Genomic DNA, 16,203 nt, shown 5'->3' with positions numbered 1-16,203 from the left:
ATGAGGTTTCGGATCATCACGGCGCTGTTGGCCGGCGCGCTGGCAGCAGTGCTGGCCGCGACGACCGGGGGGCACCATGCGCGCGCCGAAGGCGAGGCGGCGGGCGATTTCGACTATTACGTGATGGCGCTGTCGTGGTCGCCGAACTGGTGCGCGACGGAGGGTCAGGGCCGCGATGCGGCACAGTGCCGCCCGGGATCTGGCGCGGGTTTCGTGCTGCACGGGCTGTGGCCGCAAAACGAGACCGGCTATCCGAGCTATTGCCGCACGACCGAGCGCGATCCGTCACGCGCACGCTCGGCCGCGATGGTCGATATCATGGGCTCCGACGGGGCAGCCTGGTATCAGTGGAAGAAGCACGGACGGTGCTCGGGCCTGTCGTCCGAGGCGTATTATGCGACGGCGCGGCGGGCGTTTGCCTCGATCGCCGTGCCCGATACACTGAAACGGCTGACCAGGGACGTGCGCCTGCCCGCCTCGGTCGTCGAGGATGCGTTCATCGAGGCGAACCCGCAACTGAGCCGCGACGAGATCACCGTGACCTGTCACGGCGGGCGGATCGACGAGGTGCGGATCTGCCTGAACAAGGACCTGACGCCACGCCGCTGCGGGGCCGACACGATCCGCGACTGCAGCTTGCAGAATGCACTGATGGACGGGGTGAACTGAGCCGGGGGCAGGAAGGGGGCTCTGCCCCCTCGGGCCTGCGGCCCTCACCCCCGGGATATTTTTGGCGAATCGAAAGGGGATAAGGGGCTCAGCGCACCTTCAGGAGGATCTTGCCGATATGGGCGTTGGTCTCCATCCGGGCATGGGCGCGGGACGCGTCTTCGAGGGGGAATTCGCTGTCGACGAGAACCCGCAGCTTGCCCGCCCCGACCATCGGCCAGACATGGGCGGCGAGCGCGCGGGCGATTTCCGCCTTGGCCTCGTCCGATTGCGGGCGCAGCGTCGAGCCGGTGATCGTGAGCCGGCGCAGCATCACCTGGGCGAAGTTCACCTCGGCCTTCGGGCTTTCGAGGAAGGCGATGAAAACCAGCCGCCCGTCATCCGCCAGTGCCTTGATGTTGCGCGGGATATAGCTGCCGCCCACCATGTCGAGGATGACATCCGCCCCGCCTGCGGCACGCAGAACCTCGACGAAATCTGCCTCGCGGTAGTTGATCGCCGTGGCGCCGAGCGCGGTGCAGGCGGCGCATTTCTCGGCCGAGCCGGCGGTGGCGAAGACCTTGGCGCCAAGCGCCGTGGCGATCTGGATCGCCGTCGTGCCGATGCCCGAGGAACCGCCATGCACCAGAAACCGCTCGCCCGCCTTCAGCCCGCCGCGCATCACGATGTTCGACCAGACGGTGAAGCAGGTCTCGGCAAGGCCCGCCGCCTCGCGCAGGCCGAGCCCCGCGGGCACCGGCAGCGCATGGGCGGCAGGGCAGGTCACGTATTCGGCATAGCCTCCGCCCGGCAAGAGCGCGCAGACCGCATCGCCGACCGTCAGTCCCGTCACCCCCTCGCCGAGCGCCGCGACATGGCCCGAGCATTCCAGCCCCGGCAGATCCGAGGCCCCGGCCGGCGCCCGGTAGAGGCCGGCGCGCTGCAGCGCATCGGGTCGGTTCACCCCGGCCCAGGCGACGGCGATCAGCACCTCTCCCGGGCCGGGCCGCGGCACCGGGCGGGTGGTGAGACGCAGAACCTCGGGGCCGCCGGGGGCGGAAATCTCGACGGCACGCATGGTGTCGGGCAGGGTCATCGGCGGAAACCTCCGGGCAGGGGCTGCGGTTCAGGGGCGCGGATCGCGCCGAACAGGCCCTTCAGCCCCGGCAGCGCCATCAGCCGGCCCTTGATGCGTTCGATCTGCATCACCTCGGCGATACGGTTGTCAAGGAAGGCCCAGCTCTCGGCATGGCCCTCCGACTCGTCGCCCATCCAGAACAGCACTGTCGCCGAGAGCACGCCCGACAGCATCGCCCGCTTGGTATACCAGTTGCCATCAGTCGAGCTGTCGCCGAGCGCGCGCCAGATCGTGTCGGCACTCTCCCACATCAGCTTCGCCCCGGTGGCGGCATTCTGCGGCAACGCGAAGGCCGAGGCGGCGCGGCGCACCAGCTCGGGATCGACCAGCTCCAGCCGCAACCGGACCGAGGCCGCGACCTTCTCGCGATAGGACATCCCGGGCCAGTCCTCGGCCCGGATCGCGGCTTCCGCCGCACGGTCGGCGGCACGGTGGTAATCGCAGGCGAGGTCAATCGCGCCGCGCGGACAGATCACCCGCGCCAGCGCCGGATCCATCCCCTCGGCCGCCACCGCAGCACGAAACGCCGTCTCCGACCAGCCGTCGAACGGCACCTCGGGCCTGATCGCATCGAGCAGACCGGCCCGCGCCCGTCCCACATCCAGATGATCGTTGCGCATGGTTCCCCCGCCTTCCGGGAGTGGACAACTCCCCAGATGCCTGCTATATGGCCGCTTCCTGCAAACCGATGCAACTCTAACTTAGGAAGGTGGTGACACCACATGCAGGTCAGCGTTCGCGACAACAACGTCGAACAGGCGCTTCGTGCTCTGAAGAAGAAACTTCAGCGCGAGGGGGTTTTCCGTGAAATGAAGCTCAAGCAGCATTTCGAAAAGCCTTCGGTCAAGAAAGCGCGCGAGAAGGCTGAGGCCGTTCGCCGTGCCCGTAAACTGGCACGCAAGAAGGCCCAGCGTGAAGGCGCTCTCTAAGCACCTGGAATCGCTGGCGGGGGTGACACCTCGCAACCCAGACCCCCGTGGCTCGCCTCGGGGGTTTTTGGTATCCCGCCCCTGCCCTTTCGATTCGCCGCAAATATCCCGGGGGTGAATTTGCCCGCAGGGCAAAGAGGGGGCAGAGCCCCCTTCCCACACCGCCCGACAAACCGCACGCGACAGGTTTTGCACCGCGCCCGGGGACGCTAAGCTGCACCTGCGGCCCCTCCCCGGCCCGACAACTTCCAGGAACGCGATGTTCGATCTCGGCCCCGTCCTCCACCTGCTCGGACTGATTCTGCTGGTCCTCGGCCTGACCATGCTCGGCCCGGTGGCGATGGATCTCTATGACGGCAGCGACAATATCCGGCCGATGCTGCGCGCGATGATCGAGACCTCGCTGTTCGGCCTGCTGCTCGCGCTCGCCAGCAAGACCGACAGCCCCCGCCCCCTCACCCTGCGCCAGGCCTATGTGCTGACCGCCGGTATCTGGGTTCTGGTCCCGGCCTTCGGCGCGTTGCCCTTTATGCACGGTGCCCCGAACGCCACCTTCACCGACGCCTATTTCGAAGCGATGTCCGGCATCACCACCACCGGCTACACGGTCTTCACCAAGATCGAGACCCTGCCGCGCGGCGTATTGCTGTGGCGCGCGATGCTGAACTGGATGGGCGGTCTCGGCATCGCCTTCGTCGCAATGATCTTCCTGCCGGTCATGCGCGTCGGGGGAATGCGCTATTTCCAGACCGAGGGCTTCGACACCCTCGGCAAGGTCCTGCCGCGCGCCCGCGATATCGCGATCATCCTGCTCGAGGTCTACTCGACCCTCACCTTCCTGTGTGCGCTCACCTACCTGATGTGCGGAATGCCGATGTTCGACGCGCTGATCCATTCCCTCGCAACCATCGCGACCGGCGGGTTCGGCTCTTATGACGCCAGCTTCGCGAAATGGTCGCCCGCAGTGCAATATGCCGGAGTCGTATTCATGATCCTCGGCGCGATGCCCTATGTGCGGTTCTTCCAGCTGGTCAATGGGCAAAGCCGGGCGTTCTGGCGCGATCCGCAGATCCGTGCCTTTCTGCGCTGGCTGCTGATCGCCTGCACGGTGGTGGTCGCCTACCGGCTGTGGAAGCAGGCCGCCGCCCCTGAAGGGGTGATCCGAGAAACCCTGTTCAACCTGACCTCGATCATGACCGGAACGGGGTTCGGCACCGCCTCGGTCGACGGCTGGGGGCCATTCCCGGTGACGGTGGCCTTTCTCATCGGGCTGATCGGGGGGTGCACAGGGTCCAGTTCGGCAGGGCTGTCGGTATTCCGGGTGCAGGTGATCTTTTCGGTGCTGCGCACCGCGGTGCGGCAGCTGCACGCACCGAACCGCGTGCTCGTGCCCCGGTATGACGGCAAGCCGCTGGACGAGACGACCATCGGCCCGCTGATGCAATATGTCACTGCCTACATCATGACGCTCGGACTGTGCGCGGTGCTGATCTCGCTCGACGGGGCGGACATGAGCTCGGCTATCTTCGCGTCCTGGGGCGCGCTCGGAAATATCGGCTATGCCATGGGTCCGCTTCCGAGTGCCACCGGCACCATGGCAGATTTCGGCGACGGGGCGACCTGGGTGATGTCGCTTGCGATGCTGCTCGGGCGGCTCGGGCTTCTGGGGATCTTCGTGCTGTTCCTGCCAAGGTTCTGGCAGGACTAGGCCGGAACCGAAGGGCGGTGATCAGACCGGCAGCGCCGTAGTCTTGAACACGGTGCGCAGCGCGAAGGAGCTTTGCATCCCCTGCACTCCCGGCAGCCGGGCCAGTTTTGCGCGATGGATACGGGCGAAATCCTCGGTATCCTCGGCCACGACCTTCAGCAGATAATCGGCCGAACCCGCCATCAGATGGCATTCCAGAACGTCGGGGATCTTCTTCACCTCGCGCTCGAAAGCCTCCAGCACCTCATCGGCCTGACCGGAGAGGGTGATCTCGACGAAAACGGTGGTCGGACAGCCGATCTTGCGCGCGTCGAGAAGCGCCACGTAATCGCGGATATACCCCTCTTCCTCCAGCCGCTGCACACGGCGGTGACAGGCCGAGGCCGAAAGATTGATCCGTTCGGAAAGATCTGCGTTCGAAATGCGCCCCTGCTGCTGCAGCACGGAGAGAATACGACGATCGGTGGCATCAAGTGTCATGTGGGTGCAATTTTCTGCGTCAGAGCCTCGGTTTTCTCGAAGATATGGGTGCACCCCCCAGCGAGGGCAAGCAAAAAGGCCCGACCTGCCGGCCGGGCCCCCTCATTCCCCTCGGATGCGATCACTTCTTCAGCGAATCGCGAATTTCCAGAAGCACATCGAGTTCGGTCGGGCCGGCGGGGGCCGCCAGGGCTTCTTCCTTCTTCAGCGCCGCGTCCTTGACCTTGTTCACCGCCTTAACCAGCATGAACACCACGAAGGCGATGATCAGGAAGTTGATGACCGCAGTGATGAACTTGCCATAGGCGAAAACCGGAGCGCCGGCATCCTTCGCCGCGGAAAGCGAAGCATAGTCGCCATGGCCCAGATTGATGAACAGATTCGAGAAATCCAGACCGCCAGTGATGACACCGATGATCGGGTTGATCAGGTCGGACACCAGCGAATTCACGATCGCCGTGAAGGCCGCGCCGATGATGATACCCACGGCCATGTCGACGACATTGCCCCGGGCGATAAAATCGCGAAACTCTTTTAACATTGACTGTCCCTTACTGTGCCGCATTGCGTCGGTCTTGAGGCCGATAGCTTAGCATATATCAGGACAATGCACATCCCCGCCCGGCGCGATGCACAGGGGGCGCGCGCCTCCTGCCACCGGACAGCCGACGGGTGTCATTCCGGCTCGAAGGCGTGCATATCGCCGCCGGGAGCCGTCTCGATCCCCCTCAGGACAGGATGCGCCCCCCCCGACATGCCGCTCCGGCGCAGGATCTGCGCCCCGAGCCCCGCGATAGCAGCGAACGGAGCGGCCTCCGTGGTCTTCCGGGCGCCTGGCACGGTATCGGTCGCCCCATCTTCCGACAGTCGCTGCAGCCTGGCCTGCGCAGCAACGGCGCGGGACATCGCGCGCTCTCGCTCATCGGCGCGAAACGCCTGTTCGAGCGGCAGCGTTTCCTCCATCCGGCTGAGGTCTTCCAGAAGAGATTCGAGCGCGTCGAGAAGTTCGGCGTCGTCGGAATGCCGAATCTCCGCCCGGCAGGCGCGGATCGCGGCACTCAGCGCCTCGACCCGGCGGTTGGCCTGCGCCTCTGCCCGGTCGATACGCAGCGCCTCGGCCGTTGCGGCATCGAGATCCCTGATCGCACGCTGCGCCGCGCGTTTCCCCGACCGTTTTCCGACATCTTCCGGCATGATCCGTTCTCCCTGCCCGGCGTCCATATCGGAACGCTCGCATGGCAGAGTGAACAAGTGCTGAACAAAACCGGGAATTCCCGGGCTGTCAGCGTGAAAATCAGGCCTCTTCGCGCAAGATCTTGCACATCGGCTCGAACATTCCGGCGTTCGCGGCGATGACCGCACCCGATTCGAAAATATCGCGCCCCTCGCGCAGCGGACCGACGAACCCGCCCGCCTCCTTGACGAGGATCAGCCCGGCCGCGATGTCCCAGGCGTTGATCCCGCGCTCCCAATACCCTTCGTAGCGGCCCGCCGCCACATAGGCGAGATCGAGCGCCGCCGCCCCGAACCGGCGCACACCGGCGCAGGCAGGCATCAGCCGCGCCAGATCCTGAAGCGTCGCCGGCAGCGTCGGGCGGCCGCCGAACGGGATGCCGGTGGCGAAGATCGACTCGATCATCCGCGTCCGCCCCGAGACGCGCAGACGGGTCTCGTTGCAATAGGCGCCAAAGCCCTTCTCGGCGTAGTAAAGTTCATCCTTGGCGGCGTCGAAGATCACGCCGGCGACGACTTCGCCCTTGTGTTCCAAGGCGATGGAGACCGCCCAGTGCGGCAGGCCGTGCAGGAAGTTCGTGGTGCCGTCGAGCGGATCGACGATCCAGCGCCGGGTCGGGTCCTCGCCATCGGCGGCGCCGGTTTCCTCGCCGAGCCAGCCATAGGACGGGCGTGCGCCGCGCAGCTCTTCCTTGATGATGCGCTCGGCCTCGCGGTCGGCGCGCGTCACGAAGTCGCCCGGCCCCTTGGACGAGACCTGAAGGTTCTCGACTTCGCGGAAGTCCTTGACCAGCGACCTGCCCGCCTTGCGTGCGGCCTTGATCATGACGTTGAGGTTGGCACTGCCCTGCATCGGTTCCGCTCCTTGGATTCAGTCCCGTGACTTACACGCCGCGACCAAGGAATCCAAGGGGTCAGGCGCCCTCGATGAACTCCTTGCGGCTCGGCAACAGGATCGTCAGCAGCCCGAGCGCCGGAAGCGCCGAACAGATCAGGTAGACGAAACGGATCCCGTGGTGATCGGCGAGCACCCCGAGTCCCGCCGCCGCGATCCCGCCCATGCCGAAACTGAGGCCGAAGAAGATCCCCGCGACCATGCCGACGCGGCCCGGAACCAGCTCCTGCGCGAAGACCACGATGGCCGAGAAGGCCGAGGCCAGGATCAGCCCGATCAGCACCGACAGCACCGCCGATCCCACCAGCCCCACATGTGGCAACGCCAGCGTGAACGGCAACACCCCGAGGATCGAGATCCAGATCACCGTCATCGGCCCCCAGCGGTCCGAGACTGCGCCGCCCAGCACCGTCCCCACCGCGACAGAGCCAAGGAACAGGAACAGCATCACCTGCGCGGTAGGGACACTGACCTGGAAGGTGTCGATCAGGTAGAAGGTGTAATAAGACGACATCGACGCCATGTAGATGTTCTTGGTGAACACCAGAAAGGTCAGGATCACCAGCGCCAGCACCACGCGCCGGCGCGGCAGCGGCAGGCTGCGATCCGTGGCCTTGCGCACCCGCGCGACCATCGCGCCGCGATACCACTGGCCGACCCGCGCCAGCACGAAGGCCGAGATCACCGCCAGCCCGCCGAAGATCGCGACCGAGGGCCGCCCGAGCGGCAGCACCACGAAAGCCGCCAGCAACGGCCCCAGCGACTGGCCGAAATTGCCGCCGACCTGAAACACCGACTGCGCCAGCCCGAACCGCCCGCCAGAGGCAAGCCGCGCCACCCGGCTCGATTCCGGATGGAAGATCGCCGAGCCGAAACCCACCGCCATCGCCCCGATCAGCACGCCCGCATAGCTCGGCGCGAAGGCGAGGCCCATGACGCCCACGAAGGTGCACAGCGAGGCCACCGGCAGCGACATCGGCATCGGCTTGCGGTCGGTGGCCATGCCGATCACCGGCTGCAGCAGCGAGGCCGTGCCCTGAAACGCCAGCGTCAACAGCCCGATATGCCAGTAGTCCAGTTGGAAGGCGGTGCGCAGCATCGGATACAGTGCCGACAGCAGCGACTGCATCACGTCGTTGAGCATGTGGCACAGGCTGATGGCGATCAGGATCGGATAAACCGGACCCGCGGCAGAGCGGGCGGAGGCGGCGGCAGCAGTCATGGCAATTCTCCCTCGCTCCGGTCTAGCGCTGGAAAACAGGTGCGTCACCCACGCAATTGTTCCGATACATCACGCCTGCTGGAGCTTCCTCGGCTCTGACCGGGCAAGGTCGAGGAAACAGGCCATGAAGGGCTCTGTGACGTCCTCGGAACGGGTCGCGGCATACATGCTCTTCCTCAGCCCCTGCGCGGTCACCGGACGGGTGACGTAATCGGGCTGATATTTCACCTCGCGCAGCACCCAGTCGGGCAGCACCGATACGCCGCGCCCGGCCGCCACCAACATAAGGATTACCGCCGTCAGCTCCACCTGCCGGTGCACCCGCGGCTCGACATGCGCCGGCGTCAGCAGCATCGAGAACACGTCCGAACGCGCCCGATCAATCGGATAGGTGATCAGCGTCTGGTCGAGGAAATCCTCGGCCACGACATAGGGACGATCGGCCAGCGGGCTCGAGGTTGCGGCGATAAAGGTGGGCGAATAGTCGAACAGCGGGTTGAAGGTGATACCCTCGATCTCGACCGGATCCGAGGAAATCACCAGATCCACGTCCTGGCGCGCCAGCGCCGGCAGCGCGTTGAACGCCAGCCCGGCGCGGATGTCGATATCGACCTCGGGCCATTTTCGGCGAAACTTCTCCAGCACCGGAAACAACCAGTCGTAGCAGGCGTGGCACTCGATCGCGAGATGCAGCCGCCCGGCCCGACCCTCGCGCAGGGCGTCGAACTCGGACTCGGCAGCGGCGATCTCGGGCAATACACGTTCGGCCAGACGCAGCAGCTTCATGCCAGCCACCGACAGCCGCAGCGGCTTCGCGCGGCGCACGAACAGCTCGACCTGCGCCTGCTCCTCCAGCCCCTTCATCTGATGGCTCAGCGCCGATTGGGTGACGTGCAGGATATCGGCCGCCCGCGCCAGCCCGCCGGTCTCATGGATCGCCCGGATCGCCCGCAGGTGACGCAACTCCAGATTCATCTTGTTGTCCAACTCATGAAGTTGATGAGGAATATGAGTTTGTCTCACATTCCGATTCGTGGCACAAGATCGCGAGAGAGAGGACAGATCATGCCCAACGTCAGTTTCGAGTTTTTCCCGCCGCAGTCGCTCGAGGCCTCCTTCCGCCTGTGGGAGACGGCTCAGGCCCTCGCGCCGCTGAAGCCGGGCTTCGTCTCGGTGACCTATGGCGCGGGCGGCACCACGCGCAAGCTGACGCATGAAGCGGTGGCGGCGATCCACAAGAATTACGGCCTCAACGTCGCCGCGCATCTGACCTGCGTGAACGCCAGCCGCGCCGAGACGATGGACATCGTGAACGCCTATCACGACGCCGGCGTGACCGAGATCGTCGCGTTGCGCGGCGACCCGCCGAAGGGATCGGCCGGGTTCGAGCCGCATCCCGAGGGCTTCGCCTCCTCGGTCGAGCTGATCGAGGCGCTGGCCGCCGACGGGCGCTTCACCATCCGCTGCGGCGCCTATCCCGAACCCCACCCCGAAGCGAAGACCCCGCTCGACGACGTGCGCTGGCTGAAGCGCAAGACCGATGCCGGCGCAACCTCGGCGATCACCCAGTTCTTCTTCGAGGCCGACACCTATTTCCGCTTCCGCGACGCCTGCGCCGCCGAAGGGGTGCGCGCGCCGATCATCCCGGGCATCCTGCCGATCCAGTCGTGGAAGGGCGCGAAGGCCTTCGCCGCACGCTGCGGCGCCCATGTCCCCGCCGAGATCGCCGAGGGTTTCGAGAAAGCCGTGGCCGAGGGCCGCGAGGCCGAGCATGCCGTCGCCGTCTGCGCCGCGCTGTGCGAGCGTCTCGTTGCCGGCGGTGTGGAAGATCTGCATTTCTACACGCTGAACCGCCCCGACATGACCCTCGCCGTCTGTGACGCCATCGGCCTGAAACTGCCGGACACCTGCGGCTGCGCCTCCTCGGCCGCATGACCCCGGCCCGCCGGGCGCTCCTCCCTGTCCCTTTCGATTCGCCGCAAATATCCCGGGGGTGAGGGCCAAAGGCCCGAGGGGGCAGAGCCCCCTCTCTTTTCCTTCCGCGGGGCAGAACCCACCTTCCTCGCGAACGAGAAAAACCGAAGGCCCGCCGCAATCAAGCGACGGGCCTTTGTCATGTCCGGAAACCGGGGCCCGCAGGCCCCTGCTTTCACAGCTTCAGCGACAGCGCGGTGACGATTTCCATCTTGCCGAAACCGTTGAACCGCGTGTTGGTGGCCGAGGAATAGGCCCCCATGCCCTGGAACACGATGAAGTCGCCTTCCTGCGTCTCGCCCGGCAGCGCCAGCTCCTGCGGCAGGCGGTCGACCGAATCGCAGGTCGGCCCGAAGACGATACGCTCGACCGCAGTGCCTTCGCGACGCAGACCCTCGGGCGAGAACACCGCCACGCGGTCGATGTTGCCGACCAGCGGCAGCTCCGCCAGACCGCCATAGATGCCATCGTTCAGGAACACATGGCCACCGTCGCGCAGCGCGCGGATGCGGGTGATGTGGGTGAAGGCATCGCCCACCAGACCGCGGCCCGGCTCGCAGACCATCTCGGGACGGTCGCCGTCGAAGGCCTCGGTCGAGACCCGGTCGATCAGCGCGAAGATCGCCTCGAGATCCGGAGCATCGCCCTGGGTGCGGTGGTTCGGGAAGCCGCCGCCGACGTTCAGACGGTGCGCCTTGACGCCCGCCTCGCGGCAGATTCCGGCGGCCGCGCGCAGATAGGCGTCCCAGGTCATCGGATCGGTGCACTGGGTGCCGGGGTGGAAGGTCAGCGACGGGATGAACCCGGCGTTGGCCGCCTTGCGCAGCAGCTCGGCCGCGACTTCGCAGGTGGCGCCGAACTTCGCACCGAAGTTGTAGGCAGCCCCCTGCACCGGCAGCTTGAAGCGCACCGAAATCTCGCGCCCCTCGGTCGGGACCATGGCGATCAGCTTGTCGAGTTCGGAATGCGAATCGACCGACCAGGTACGCACGCCGGCCTTGACGGCATGGGCGATCTCGTCGCGGCCGCGCACCGGGTTGTGGTAGTGCATCGCGGCACCGGGCGCGAGACGACGGATCATGTCGATCTCATAGGGCGAGGCCACGTCGAAGCCGCGGATACCGGCGGCGACGAGGTTCTCGATCACCATCTCGTCGGGGTTCGACTTGACGGCATAGGTCACCAGACCCGGGAACCCGGCGATGAAGCGACGCGCGGTCGCCTGCAGCACGGCCGGCGCGAACACCAGCACCGGATGATCCGGCTGACGGGTACGGATGATTTCGGACGGATTCGCCCAGATAGTCTTAGAGAGTCCCATCGGCTTGCTCCTCGCCAACAGAACGCAGCCACCTCTTGCCCCGGCTTGACGGGTCGGGAGACGCTTACGACGCGTTTCAACCAACCAGGCCAGGTGCGTATGAGCCGCCCTTTACCTGCGCTATCAGAACGAGCGGTGGGGGTGGATATCCTTGCCCGCTCGGTTTGCGCCATATGGGGCACATTTCTTCCGATGGGAAGTATAGATTTAACGTGGACCTTCGTTATAATGACGAAAATCCCGGTCAAATCGACAGGTGGGCAGGTGGACGACCTCGACAAGGGCATTCTGGGGCTGCTGTCGGCGGATGCGCGGATCTCGGTGGCGACGATTGCGCGGCGGCTGAAGGTGGCACGTTCGACGATTCAGGCGCGACTGGAGCGGCTGGAGACCGGCGGGGTGATCGTCGGATATACCGTCAAGCTGGGCGAGGCGGCGCGCGCCGGACGACTGCGGGCCACGGTGCTGCTGACCGTCGAGCCGCGCGCTCAGGCGACGATTCTGGGCCGGCTGCGGGCGATTTCCGAGGTGGAACGCGTGCACACGACCTCGGGACGGGTTGACCTGCTGTTGCAACTGGCAGCCGATTCGACGGCGCAACTCGATGCCGCGCTCGATCAGATCGGCGAGATGCCCGGGGTGAAAAGCTCGGAAAGCCTGATTCACCTGTCGACGAAACTCGACCGGGCGGTGTGAGTCGGCGGCCGGGCGCTGGCCTCACGCGAAAAGGAAGGGGGCTCTGCCCCCTCGGGCCTGACGGCCCTCACCCCCGGGATATTTGGGGCGAATCGAAAGGCGGAGGCGGTCGGCGTCGCGAAAACGAAAAACCCCGCCACAGGGGCGGGGCTTTCGTAATCAGCAAGGGATCCGAGGATCAGGCAGCAGCCTGAGCCTTCAGGATTTCCTTCTTGATCTTCAGAGCGTTGGTCGACAGCTCGGCGTCGGTCGCCTTGAGCAGATAGGCGTCGAGACCACCACGGTGATCGACCGAGCGCAGGCCGGCGGCCGAGATGCGCAGGCTGAACGACTTGCCCAGAACGTCGGAGATCAGGGTGACTTCGTTCAGGTTGGGCAGGAAGCGGCGACGCGTCTTGTTGTTCGCGTGGCTGATCTTGTTCCCCGACATCGGGGCCTTGCCGGTGAGTTCGCAGACGCGCGACATGGCGATTATCCTTCGTTACCTCGGGGCGCGTGTCCGCCCTGTGTTCTCAAGTGAAACAAGCGCCGCGGAGGCGACGCCTGAAAATCTGTCTGGGTCCTTAAGGGGATTGTCCCGTGCAGTCAAGCGATTCATGCGGCGGATGCAGGGCGGAACGCGTGTGCGCCGGTCGTTTCCACAGGCCGCGCCACCGAAGGGCTGGCACCGCGGACAGGCGGCGTCTATCGTTCGGAAATGCGGATCCTGTTCCTGTGCCTTGGCAATATCTGCCGCTCGCCCGCCGCGGAAGCGGTATTTCGCAAGCTCGCCGCACAGGCGGGGCTGGCCGTCGAGATCGACAGTGCCGGCACCGGCGACTGGCATGAGGGCGAGGCGCCCTATCCGCCGATGCAGCGCGCCGCGCGGGCCCGCGGCTACGAGTTGTCAGCCCTGCGTGCGCGTCAGATTGCGCGGGAAGACTTCACCCGGTTCGATCTGATTCTGGCGATGGATGCGCAAAACCTCGCGGAAGCGAAGCGCTCGGCCCCTGAGGGTGCGACGGCCCGAATCGAACTGTTTCTGACTGGCGAGTCCGGGCGGCGAGAGGTGCCCGATCCCTACTTCACCCGCGATTTCGACACCTGTCTCGATATCATCGAGGCAGGCGCACAGGCCTTGACGGAGAGGCTGTCGCCTCAATTCCGGCAGTAGGATTCGGCGGTGGTGGCGAAGTTCTTGTAGCGCGCCCAGAAGTCGTTATCGGACTGGGAGGTCGACATGCGCACCTCCTGCGCCTGATCCGGATCGCGGAAGAAACCGGCGGCGCGGCGCTGGTCCGAACGGTCGAGGGTCTGGTCCGCGACGCGCTGGATGCAGCCGCAGACCTGCGGATTGGCCGAGCGCCCGGCCTTCATGCAGGCGCTGTCGATCGGCCCGGCGTAGGCCGCGCCCGCTCCGATGAGACCTGCAACGGTGCAGGCGATCGCAAGGATATGACGTTTCATCTGCTGCCCTCGTTCGTGCGGGCCGGTGCGAAGCCGGGCCCTGTCGTTTCTGCCCAGATCATAGCCGATCCGGGCCCGTTTCTCAATCGCGCGGCGTCCGATTCGGCGCAACGCGACGTATCGTCACCGGGGCCACAAGCCCTTGCGAGACAGGCGAATGCGGCCACAACACAGCGTCTTCGCCCGCCAGTGTCCCGCCGGAGCCGCATGGGGCGCGGCACCGGCGCGAAGCGGCCTCAGGCGATGACCTCGGCCTCGTAGCCGGCGGCCTTCAGCGCGGCGACGATGGTCGATTCGGGCAGGCCGTTGACCTCGACCTCGTGATCTTCGAGGCTGACGACGGCCTTGCCGCCGACTTCCTGGATCGCGGCTTCGACCTTGGCCTTGCAATGGCCGCAGGTCATGTTGGGAACGGAAAGGATCATGGGGGTTCTCCTGATCTGAAGGATCCGGCTGCGAAGCGGGTCGGACAGAAATTCCGCCCATCTGCGGGCGGCGTCAATGGCCCGGACACGCTGCGAGGACGGAAATGTTTGACGCGACGGCGGGGGCGCGGCATGTCTTCGCGCCGGAGACCAGCGCCACGTCACGCGGCCGGGAGAGGGAATGGATCAGGCAGTCGACATCTCCGGCGTCACGCTGGTGCGTGAGGGCGTGCGCGTCTTCGACGGGTTCAGCCTGCGCCTGAGCGAGCGCCGGATCGCCATCGTCGGGCGCAACGGCTCGGGCAAGACGACGCTGTTGCGGCTGATCGCCGGACTGGCGGAGCCGAAGGCCGGGCGGGTCACGGTGAACGGCGTCGATGTGCTGCGCGACCGGGCCGGTGCGCTGAACACCGTGGGCATCCTGTTCCAGAACCCCGACCATCAGATCATCTTCCCCACGGTGATCGAGGAAATCGCCTTCGGGCTGGAGCAACAGGGCCGAAGCCGGACCGAGGCCCGCGCCCTCGCCGCCGAAGCACTGGCCAGCGCCGGCCGCACCGACTGGGCCGAGCGGCTGTGCCACACCCTGTCGCAGGGCCAGCGCCAGCTGGTCTGCCTGATCGCCATCCTTGCCATGCGCCCGGACTGGGTGCTGTTCGACGAGCCTTTCGCCAGCCTCGACCTGCCCGCGACGCTGGCGATCGAGCGCCGGATCGCCGCGCTGGAACCGCATGTCATCACCGTCACCCACGATCCGGCCCGCGTCGCGGGCTATGACCGCGCGATCTGGATCGAGGCCGGGCGCATCGCCGCCGACGGCCCGCCCGCCGAGGTCCTGCCCGCCTATGCCGCCGAGATGCAGCGCCTCGCGGGGCTGGAATGCTGAGCCTCGCGCTTCCGGGCACCAGCTGGGCGCACCGGCTGCCGGCGGGCCTCAAGTTCGGCGTGCTGGCGGTGGCGATGGCCGGCACCGCCTTTCTGCGCGATCCGCTGCCGCTGGCTGCGGTCGGTGCACTGACCGCGGGGCTTTATCTCAGCCTCGGGCGGCGGGGGCTGCGCGCGGGGGCCACGGCGCTGCGCCCGGTGCTGTGGATCGTCGGGCTGATCGTGATCTGGCAATTGTGGCTCGGCGATCCGCGGGGCGCGCTGGTGCTCGCCTTGCGCATCCTTGCGATGATGGCGCTCGCGACTTTCGTCACCCTGACCACCCCCCTGCCCGAGCTGATGGCGATGATCGAGCGCCTCGCCACCCCCTTCGCCCGGTTCGGCCTGCCGCCGCGGCTGCCGGCGCTGACCGTCGCGATGCTGCTGCGCTTCATCCCGGTGCTGCGCGCGCGGCTGGAGATGCTGACGCTCGCCTGGCGCGCACGGTCGCGCCGCCGGCCGGGGCCGCGGCTGCTTGCCCCGATGACCCTTTCGCTGCTCGACGATTCGGATCGTCTGGCCGAAGCCCTTCGCGCGCGTGGCGGGCTGACCCCGCCGCGCCCTCACAAGAAACCTACTCTGGAACGGAGACCCTGACTTGGAACGCAATTTCACCCTGATCGTCCTGTTCGCGGCGCTGATCGCCGTGCTTGGCCTGGTGCCGCCGCTGATGCTGCCGACGGGAGTGCCGGTCTCGGCGCAGTCGCTCGGCGTGATGCTGGCGGGGGCGGTGCTCGGCTCGAAGCGCGGCGCGCTCGCGGTCATCGTCATCGTCGCGGTAGTCGCGCTCGGGCTGCCGGTGCTCTCGGGCGGGCGCGGCGGGCTCGGCGTCTTCGCCGGGCCGACCGTCGGCTTCCTGCTCGGCTGGATCCCCGCGGCCTTCGTCACCGGGCTGGTGGTCGAGAAGATGCGCAATGCCCCGGTCGGGGTGGCGGCGGGTGCCGGCGCGGTGCTCGGCGGCATCGTGGTGCTGTATCTGTGCGGCACGTTCGGCATGATGGCGGTGCTGCACAAGGGGTTTGGCGCGGCGCTCGGCCTGTCGCTGCCGTTCATCCCGGGCGACCTGATCAAGGCGGTCGTCGCCGGCTGGCTGGTGACGGTGATCGCGCGCTATCGCCCCTCGGCGCTGCTGTCGCGCGCAGAGTGAACGACCGCGATGAAACC

General features: G+C 66.6%; 21 protein-coding genes. 9 read left to right on the top strand and 12 right to left on the bottom strand.

The window, feature by feature from the left end:
* Positions 1 to 669: a ribonuclease T2 family protein gene (locus tag CG50_RS04810; RefSeq protein WP_081880279.1), complete on the top strand. Its 669-nt coding sequence runs from the start codon at positions 1 to 3 to the stop codon at positions 667 to 669.
* Between the two features lie 88 nt (positions 670 to 757).
* On the opposite strand, the gene CG50_RS04805 is transcribed toward CG50_RS04810, so the two are convergent.
* Positions 758 to 1,744 (bottom strand): NAD(P)H-quinone oxidoreductase, encoded by a 987-nt coding sequence (locus CG50_RS04805; RefSeq protein ID WP_036635695.1) that lies wholly within the window; start codon positions 1,742 to 1,744, stop codon positions 758 to 760.
* Positions 1,741 to 2,406, bottom strand: coding sequence for a COQ9 family protein (locus CG50_RS04800; RefSeq protein WP_036635694.1), 666 nt, complete (start codon positions 2,404 to 2,406; stop codon positions 1,741 to 1,743). The genes CG50_RS04805 and CG50_RS04800 overlap by 4 nt, the downstream gene beginning before the upstream one ends.
* 102 nt (positions 2,407 to 2,508) lie before the next feature.
* Between CG50_RS04800 and rpsU the strand changes: the two genes are divergently transcribed.
* Both rpsU and CG50_RS04790 read left to right on the top strand, forming a co-directional pair.
* The gene (gene rpsU, locus CG50_RS04795) at positions 2,509 to 2,715 is read left to right on the top strand and encodes a 30S ribosomal protein S21 (protein ID WP_011748553.1); all 207 of its coding nucleotides are present in this window, start codon (positions 2,509 to 2,511) and stop codon (positions 2,713 to 2,715) included.
* Positions 2,716 to 2,974: 259 nt separating this feature from the next.
* Positions 2,975 to 4,423 carry a TrkH family potassium uptake protein gene (locus CG50_RS04790; protein ID WP_036635690.1) on the top strand — a complete coding sequence of 483 codons (1,449 nt, stop codon included), beginning with the start codon at positions 2,975 to 2,977 and terminating at the stop codon, positions 4,421 to 4,423.
* 21 nt (positions 4,424 to 4,444) lie between these two features.
* On the opposite strand, the gene CG50_RS04785 is transcribed toward CG50_RS04790, so the two are convergent.
* From CG50_RS04785 to CG50_RS04760, 6 genes are all read right to left on the bottom strand, one after another.
* Positions 4,445 to 4,903, bottom strand: coding sequence for an Lrp/AsnC family transcriptional regulator (locus tag CG50_RS04785; RefSeq protein WP_036635689.1), 459 nt, complete (start codon positions 4,901 to 4,903; stop codon positions 4,445 to 4,447).
* A gap of 121 nt (positions 4,904 to 5,024) precedes the next feature.
* Positions 5,025 to 5,444: a large conductance mechanosensitive channel protein MscL gene (mscL, locus tag CG50_RS04780; protein ID WP_036635687.1), complete on the bottom strand. Its 420-nt coding sequence runs from the start codon at positions 5,442 to 5,444 to the stop codon at positions 5,025 to 5,027.
* Between the two features lie 134 nt (positions 5,445 to 5,578).
* Positions 5,579 to 6,097, bottom strand: coding sequence for a hypothetical protein (locus CG50_RS04775; protein ID WP_036635686.1), 519 nt, complete (start codon positions 6,095 to 6,097; stop codon positions 5,579 to 5,581).
* A gap of 100 nt (positions 6,098 to 6,197) precedes the next feature.
* A complete protein-coding gene (locus tag CG50_RS04770; protein ID WP_036635683.1) occupies positions 6,198 to 6,989 on the bottom strand; it encodes an inositol monophosphatase family protein in 792 nt (263 codons plus the stop codon).
* Positions 6,990 to 7,050: 61 nt separating this feature from the next.
* Entirely contained in the window at positions 7,051 to 8,253 is a 1,203-nt protein-coding gene (locus CG50_RS04765) for an MFS transporter (RefSeq protein WP_036635680.1), read from the bottom strand.
* A gap of 69 nt (positions 8,254 to 8,322) precedes the next feature.
* The gene (locus tag CG50_RS04760) at positions 8,323 to 9,228 is read right to left on the bottom strand and encodes a LysR family transcriptional regulator (RefSeq protein WP_036635955.1); all 906 of its coding nucleotides are present in this window, start codon (positions 9,226 to 9,228) and stop codon (positions 8,323 to 8,325) included.
* A gap of 90 nt (positions 9,229 to 9,318) precedes the next feature.
* On the opposite strand from CG50_RS04760, the gene metF reads away from it, so the two are divergent.
* Complete coding sequence (gene metF / locus CG50_RS04755; protein WP_036635677.1) at positions 9,319 to 10,188, top strand: methylenetetrahydrofolate reductase [NAD(P)H]; 870 nt, start codon at positions 9,319 to 9,321, stop codon at positions 10,186 to 10,188.
* Positions 10,189 to 10,402: 214 nt separating this feature from the next.
* Here the strand turns inward: metF and CG50_RS04750 are convergent, their stop codons facing one another.
* Positions 10,403 to 11,548 carry a type III PLP-dependent enzyme gene (locus CG50_RS04750; RefSeq protein ID WP_036635675.1) on the bottom strand — a complete coding sequence of 382 codons (1,146 nt, stop codon included), beginning with the start codon at positions 11,546 to 11,548 and terminating at the stop codon, positions 10,403 to 10,405.
* A 264-nt stretch (positions 11,549 to 11,812) separates the two neighbouring features.
* Here CG50_RS04750 and CG50_RS04745 point away from each other — a divergent pair, with 264 nt between their 5' ends.
* The gene (locus tag CG50_RS04745; protein ID WP_036635672.1) at positions 11,813 to 12,244 is read left to right on the top strand and encodes an Lrp/AsnC family transcriptional regulator; all 432 of its coding nucleotides are present in this window, start codon (positions 11,813 to 11,815) and stop codon (positions 12,242 to 12,244) included.
* A 178-nt stretch (positions 12,245 to 12,422) separates the two neighbouring features.
* On the opposite strand, the gene rpmB is transcribed toward CG50_RS04745, so the two are convergent.
* Positions 12,423 to 12,710 (bottom strand): 50S ribosomal protein L28, encoded by a 288-nt coding sequence (rpmB, locus tag CG50_RS04740; protein WP_036635670.1) that lies wholly within the window; start codon positions 12,708 to 12,710, stop codon positions 12,423 to 12,425.
* Positions 12,711 to 12,941: 231 nt separating this feature from the next.
* On the opposite strand from rpmB, the gene CG50_RS04735 reads away from it, so the two are divergent.
* Entirely contained in the window at positions 12,942 to 13,397 is a 456-nt protein-coding gene (locus CG50_RS04735) for a low molecular weight protein-tyrosine-phosphatase (protein ID WP_036635668.1), read from the top strand.
* On the opposite strand, the gene CG50_RS04730 is transcribed toward CG50_RS04735, so the two are convergent.
* Positions 13,382 to 13,690 (bottom strand): hypothetical protein, encoded by a 309-nt coding sequence (locus CG50_RS04730; RefSeq protein ID WP_036635665.1) that lies wholly within the window; start codon positions 13,688 to 13,690, stop codon positions 13,382 to 13,384. The two genes, CG50_RS04735 and CG50_RS04730, sit on opposite strands and share 16 nt — an antisense overlap.
* A 236-nt stretch (positions 13,691 to 13,926) precedes the next feature.
* Positions 13,927 to 14,115: a heavy-metal-associated domain-containing protein gene (locus tag CG50_RS04725; protein ID WP_036635663.1), complete on the bottom strand. Its 189-nt coding sequence runs from the start codon at positions 14,113 to 14,115 to the stop codon at positions 13,927 to 13,929.
* 181 nt (positions 14,116 to 14,296) lie between these two features.
* On the opposite strand from CG50_RS04725, the gene CG50_RS04720 reads away from it, so the two are divergent.
* From CG50_RS04720 to CG50_RS04710, 3 genes are read left to right on the top strand one after another with little or no spacing between them, the layout of a single operon-like run.
* Positions 14,297 to 15,001: an energy-coupling factor ABC transporter ATP-binding protein gene (locus CG50_RS04720; RefSeq protein WP_036635660.1), complete on the top strand. Its 705-nt coding sequence runs from the start codon at positions 14,297 to 14,299 to the stop codon at positions 14,999 to 15,001.
* Positions 14,995 to 15,636: an energy-coupling factor transporter transmembrane component T family protein gene (locus CG50_RS04715; RefSeq protein ID WP_036635659.1), complete on the top strand. Its 642-nt coding sequence runs from the start codon at positions 14,995 to 14,997 to the stop codon at positions 15,634 to 15,636. The genes CG50_RS04720 and CG50_RS04715 overlap by 7 nt, the downstream gene beginning before the upstream one ends.
* 1 nt (position 15,637) lies before the next feature.
* Positions 15,638 to 16,186 (top strand): biotin transporter BioY, encoded by a 549-nt coding sequence (locus CG50_RS04710; protein WP_036635656.1) that lies wholly within the window; start codon positions 15,638 to 15,640, stop codon positions 16,184 to 16,186.
* The last annotated feature ends 17 nt before the right edge of the window (positions 16,187 to 16,203 follow it).

The sequence above is a fragment of the Paenirhodobacter enshiensis genome, assembly GCF_000740785.1.
In the GTDB taxonomy this organism is placed as follows: Bacteria; Pseudomonadota; Alphaproteobacteria; order Rhodobacterales; family Rhodobacteraceae; genus Rhodobacter; species Rhodobacter enshiensis.
This window is presented reverse-complemented; position numbering and strand designations above follow the sequence as displayed.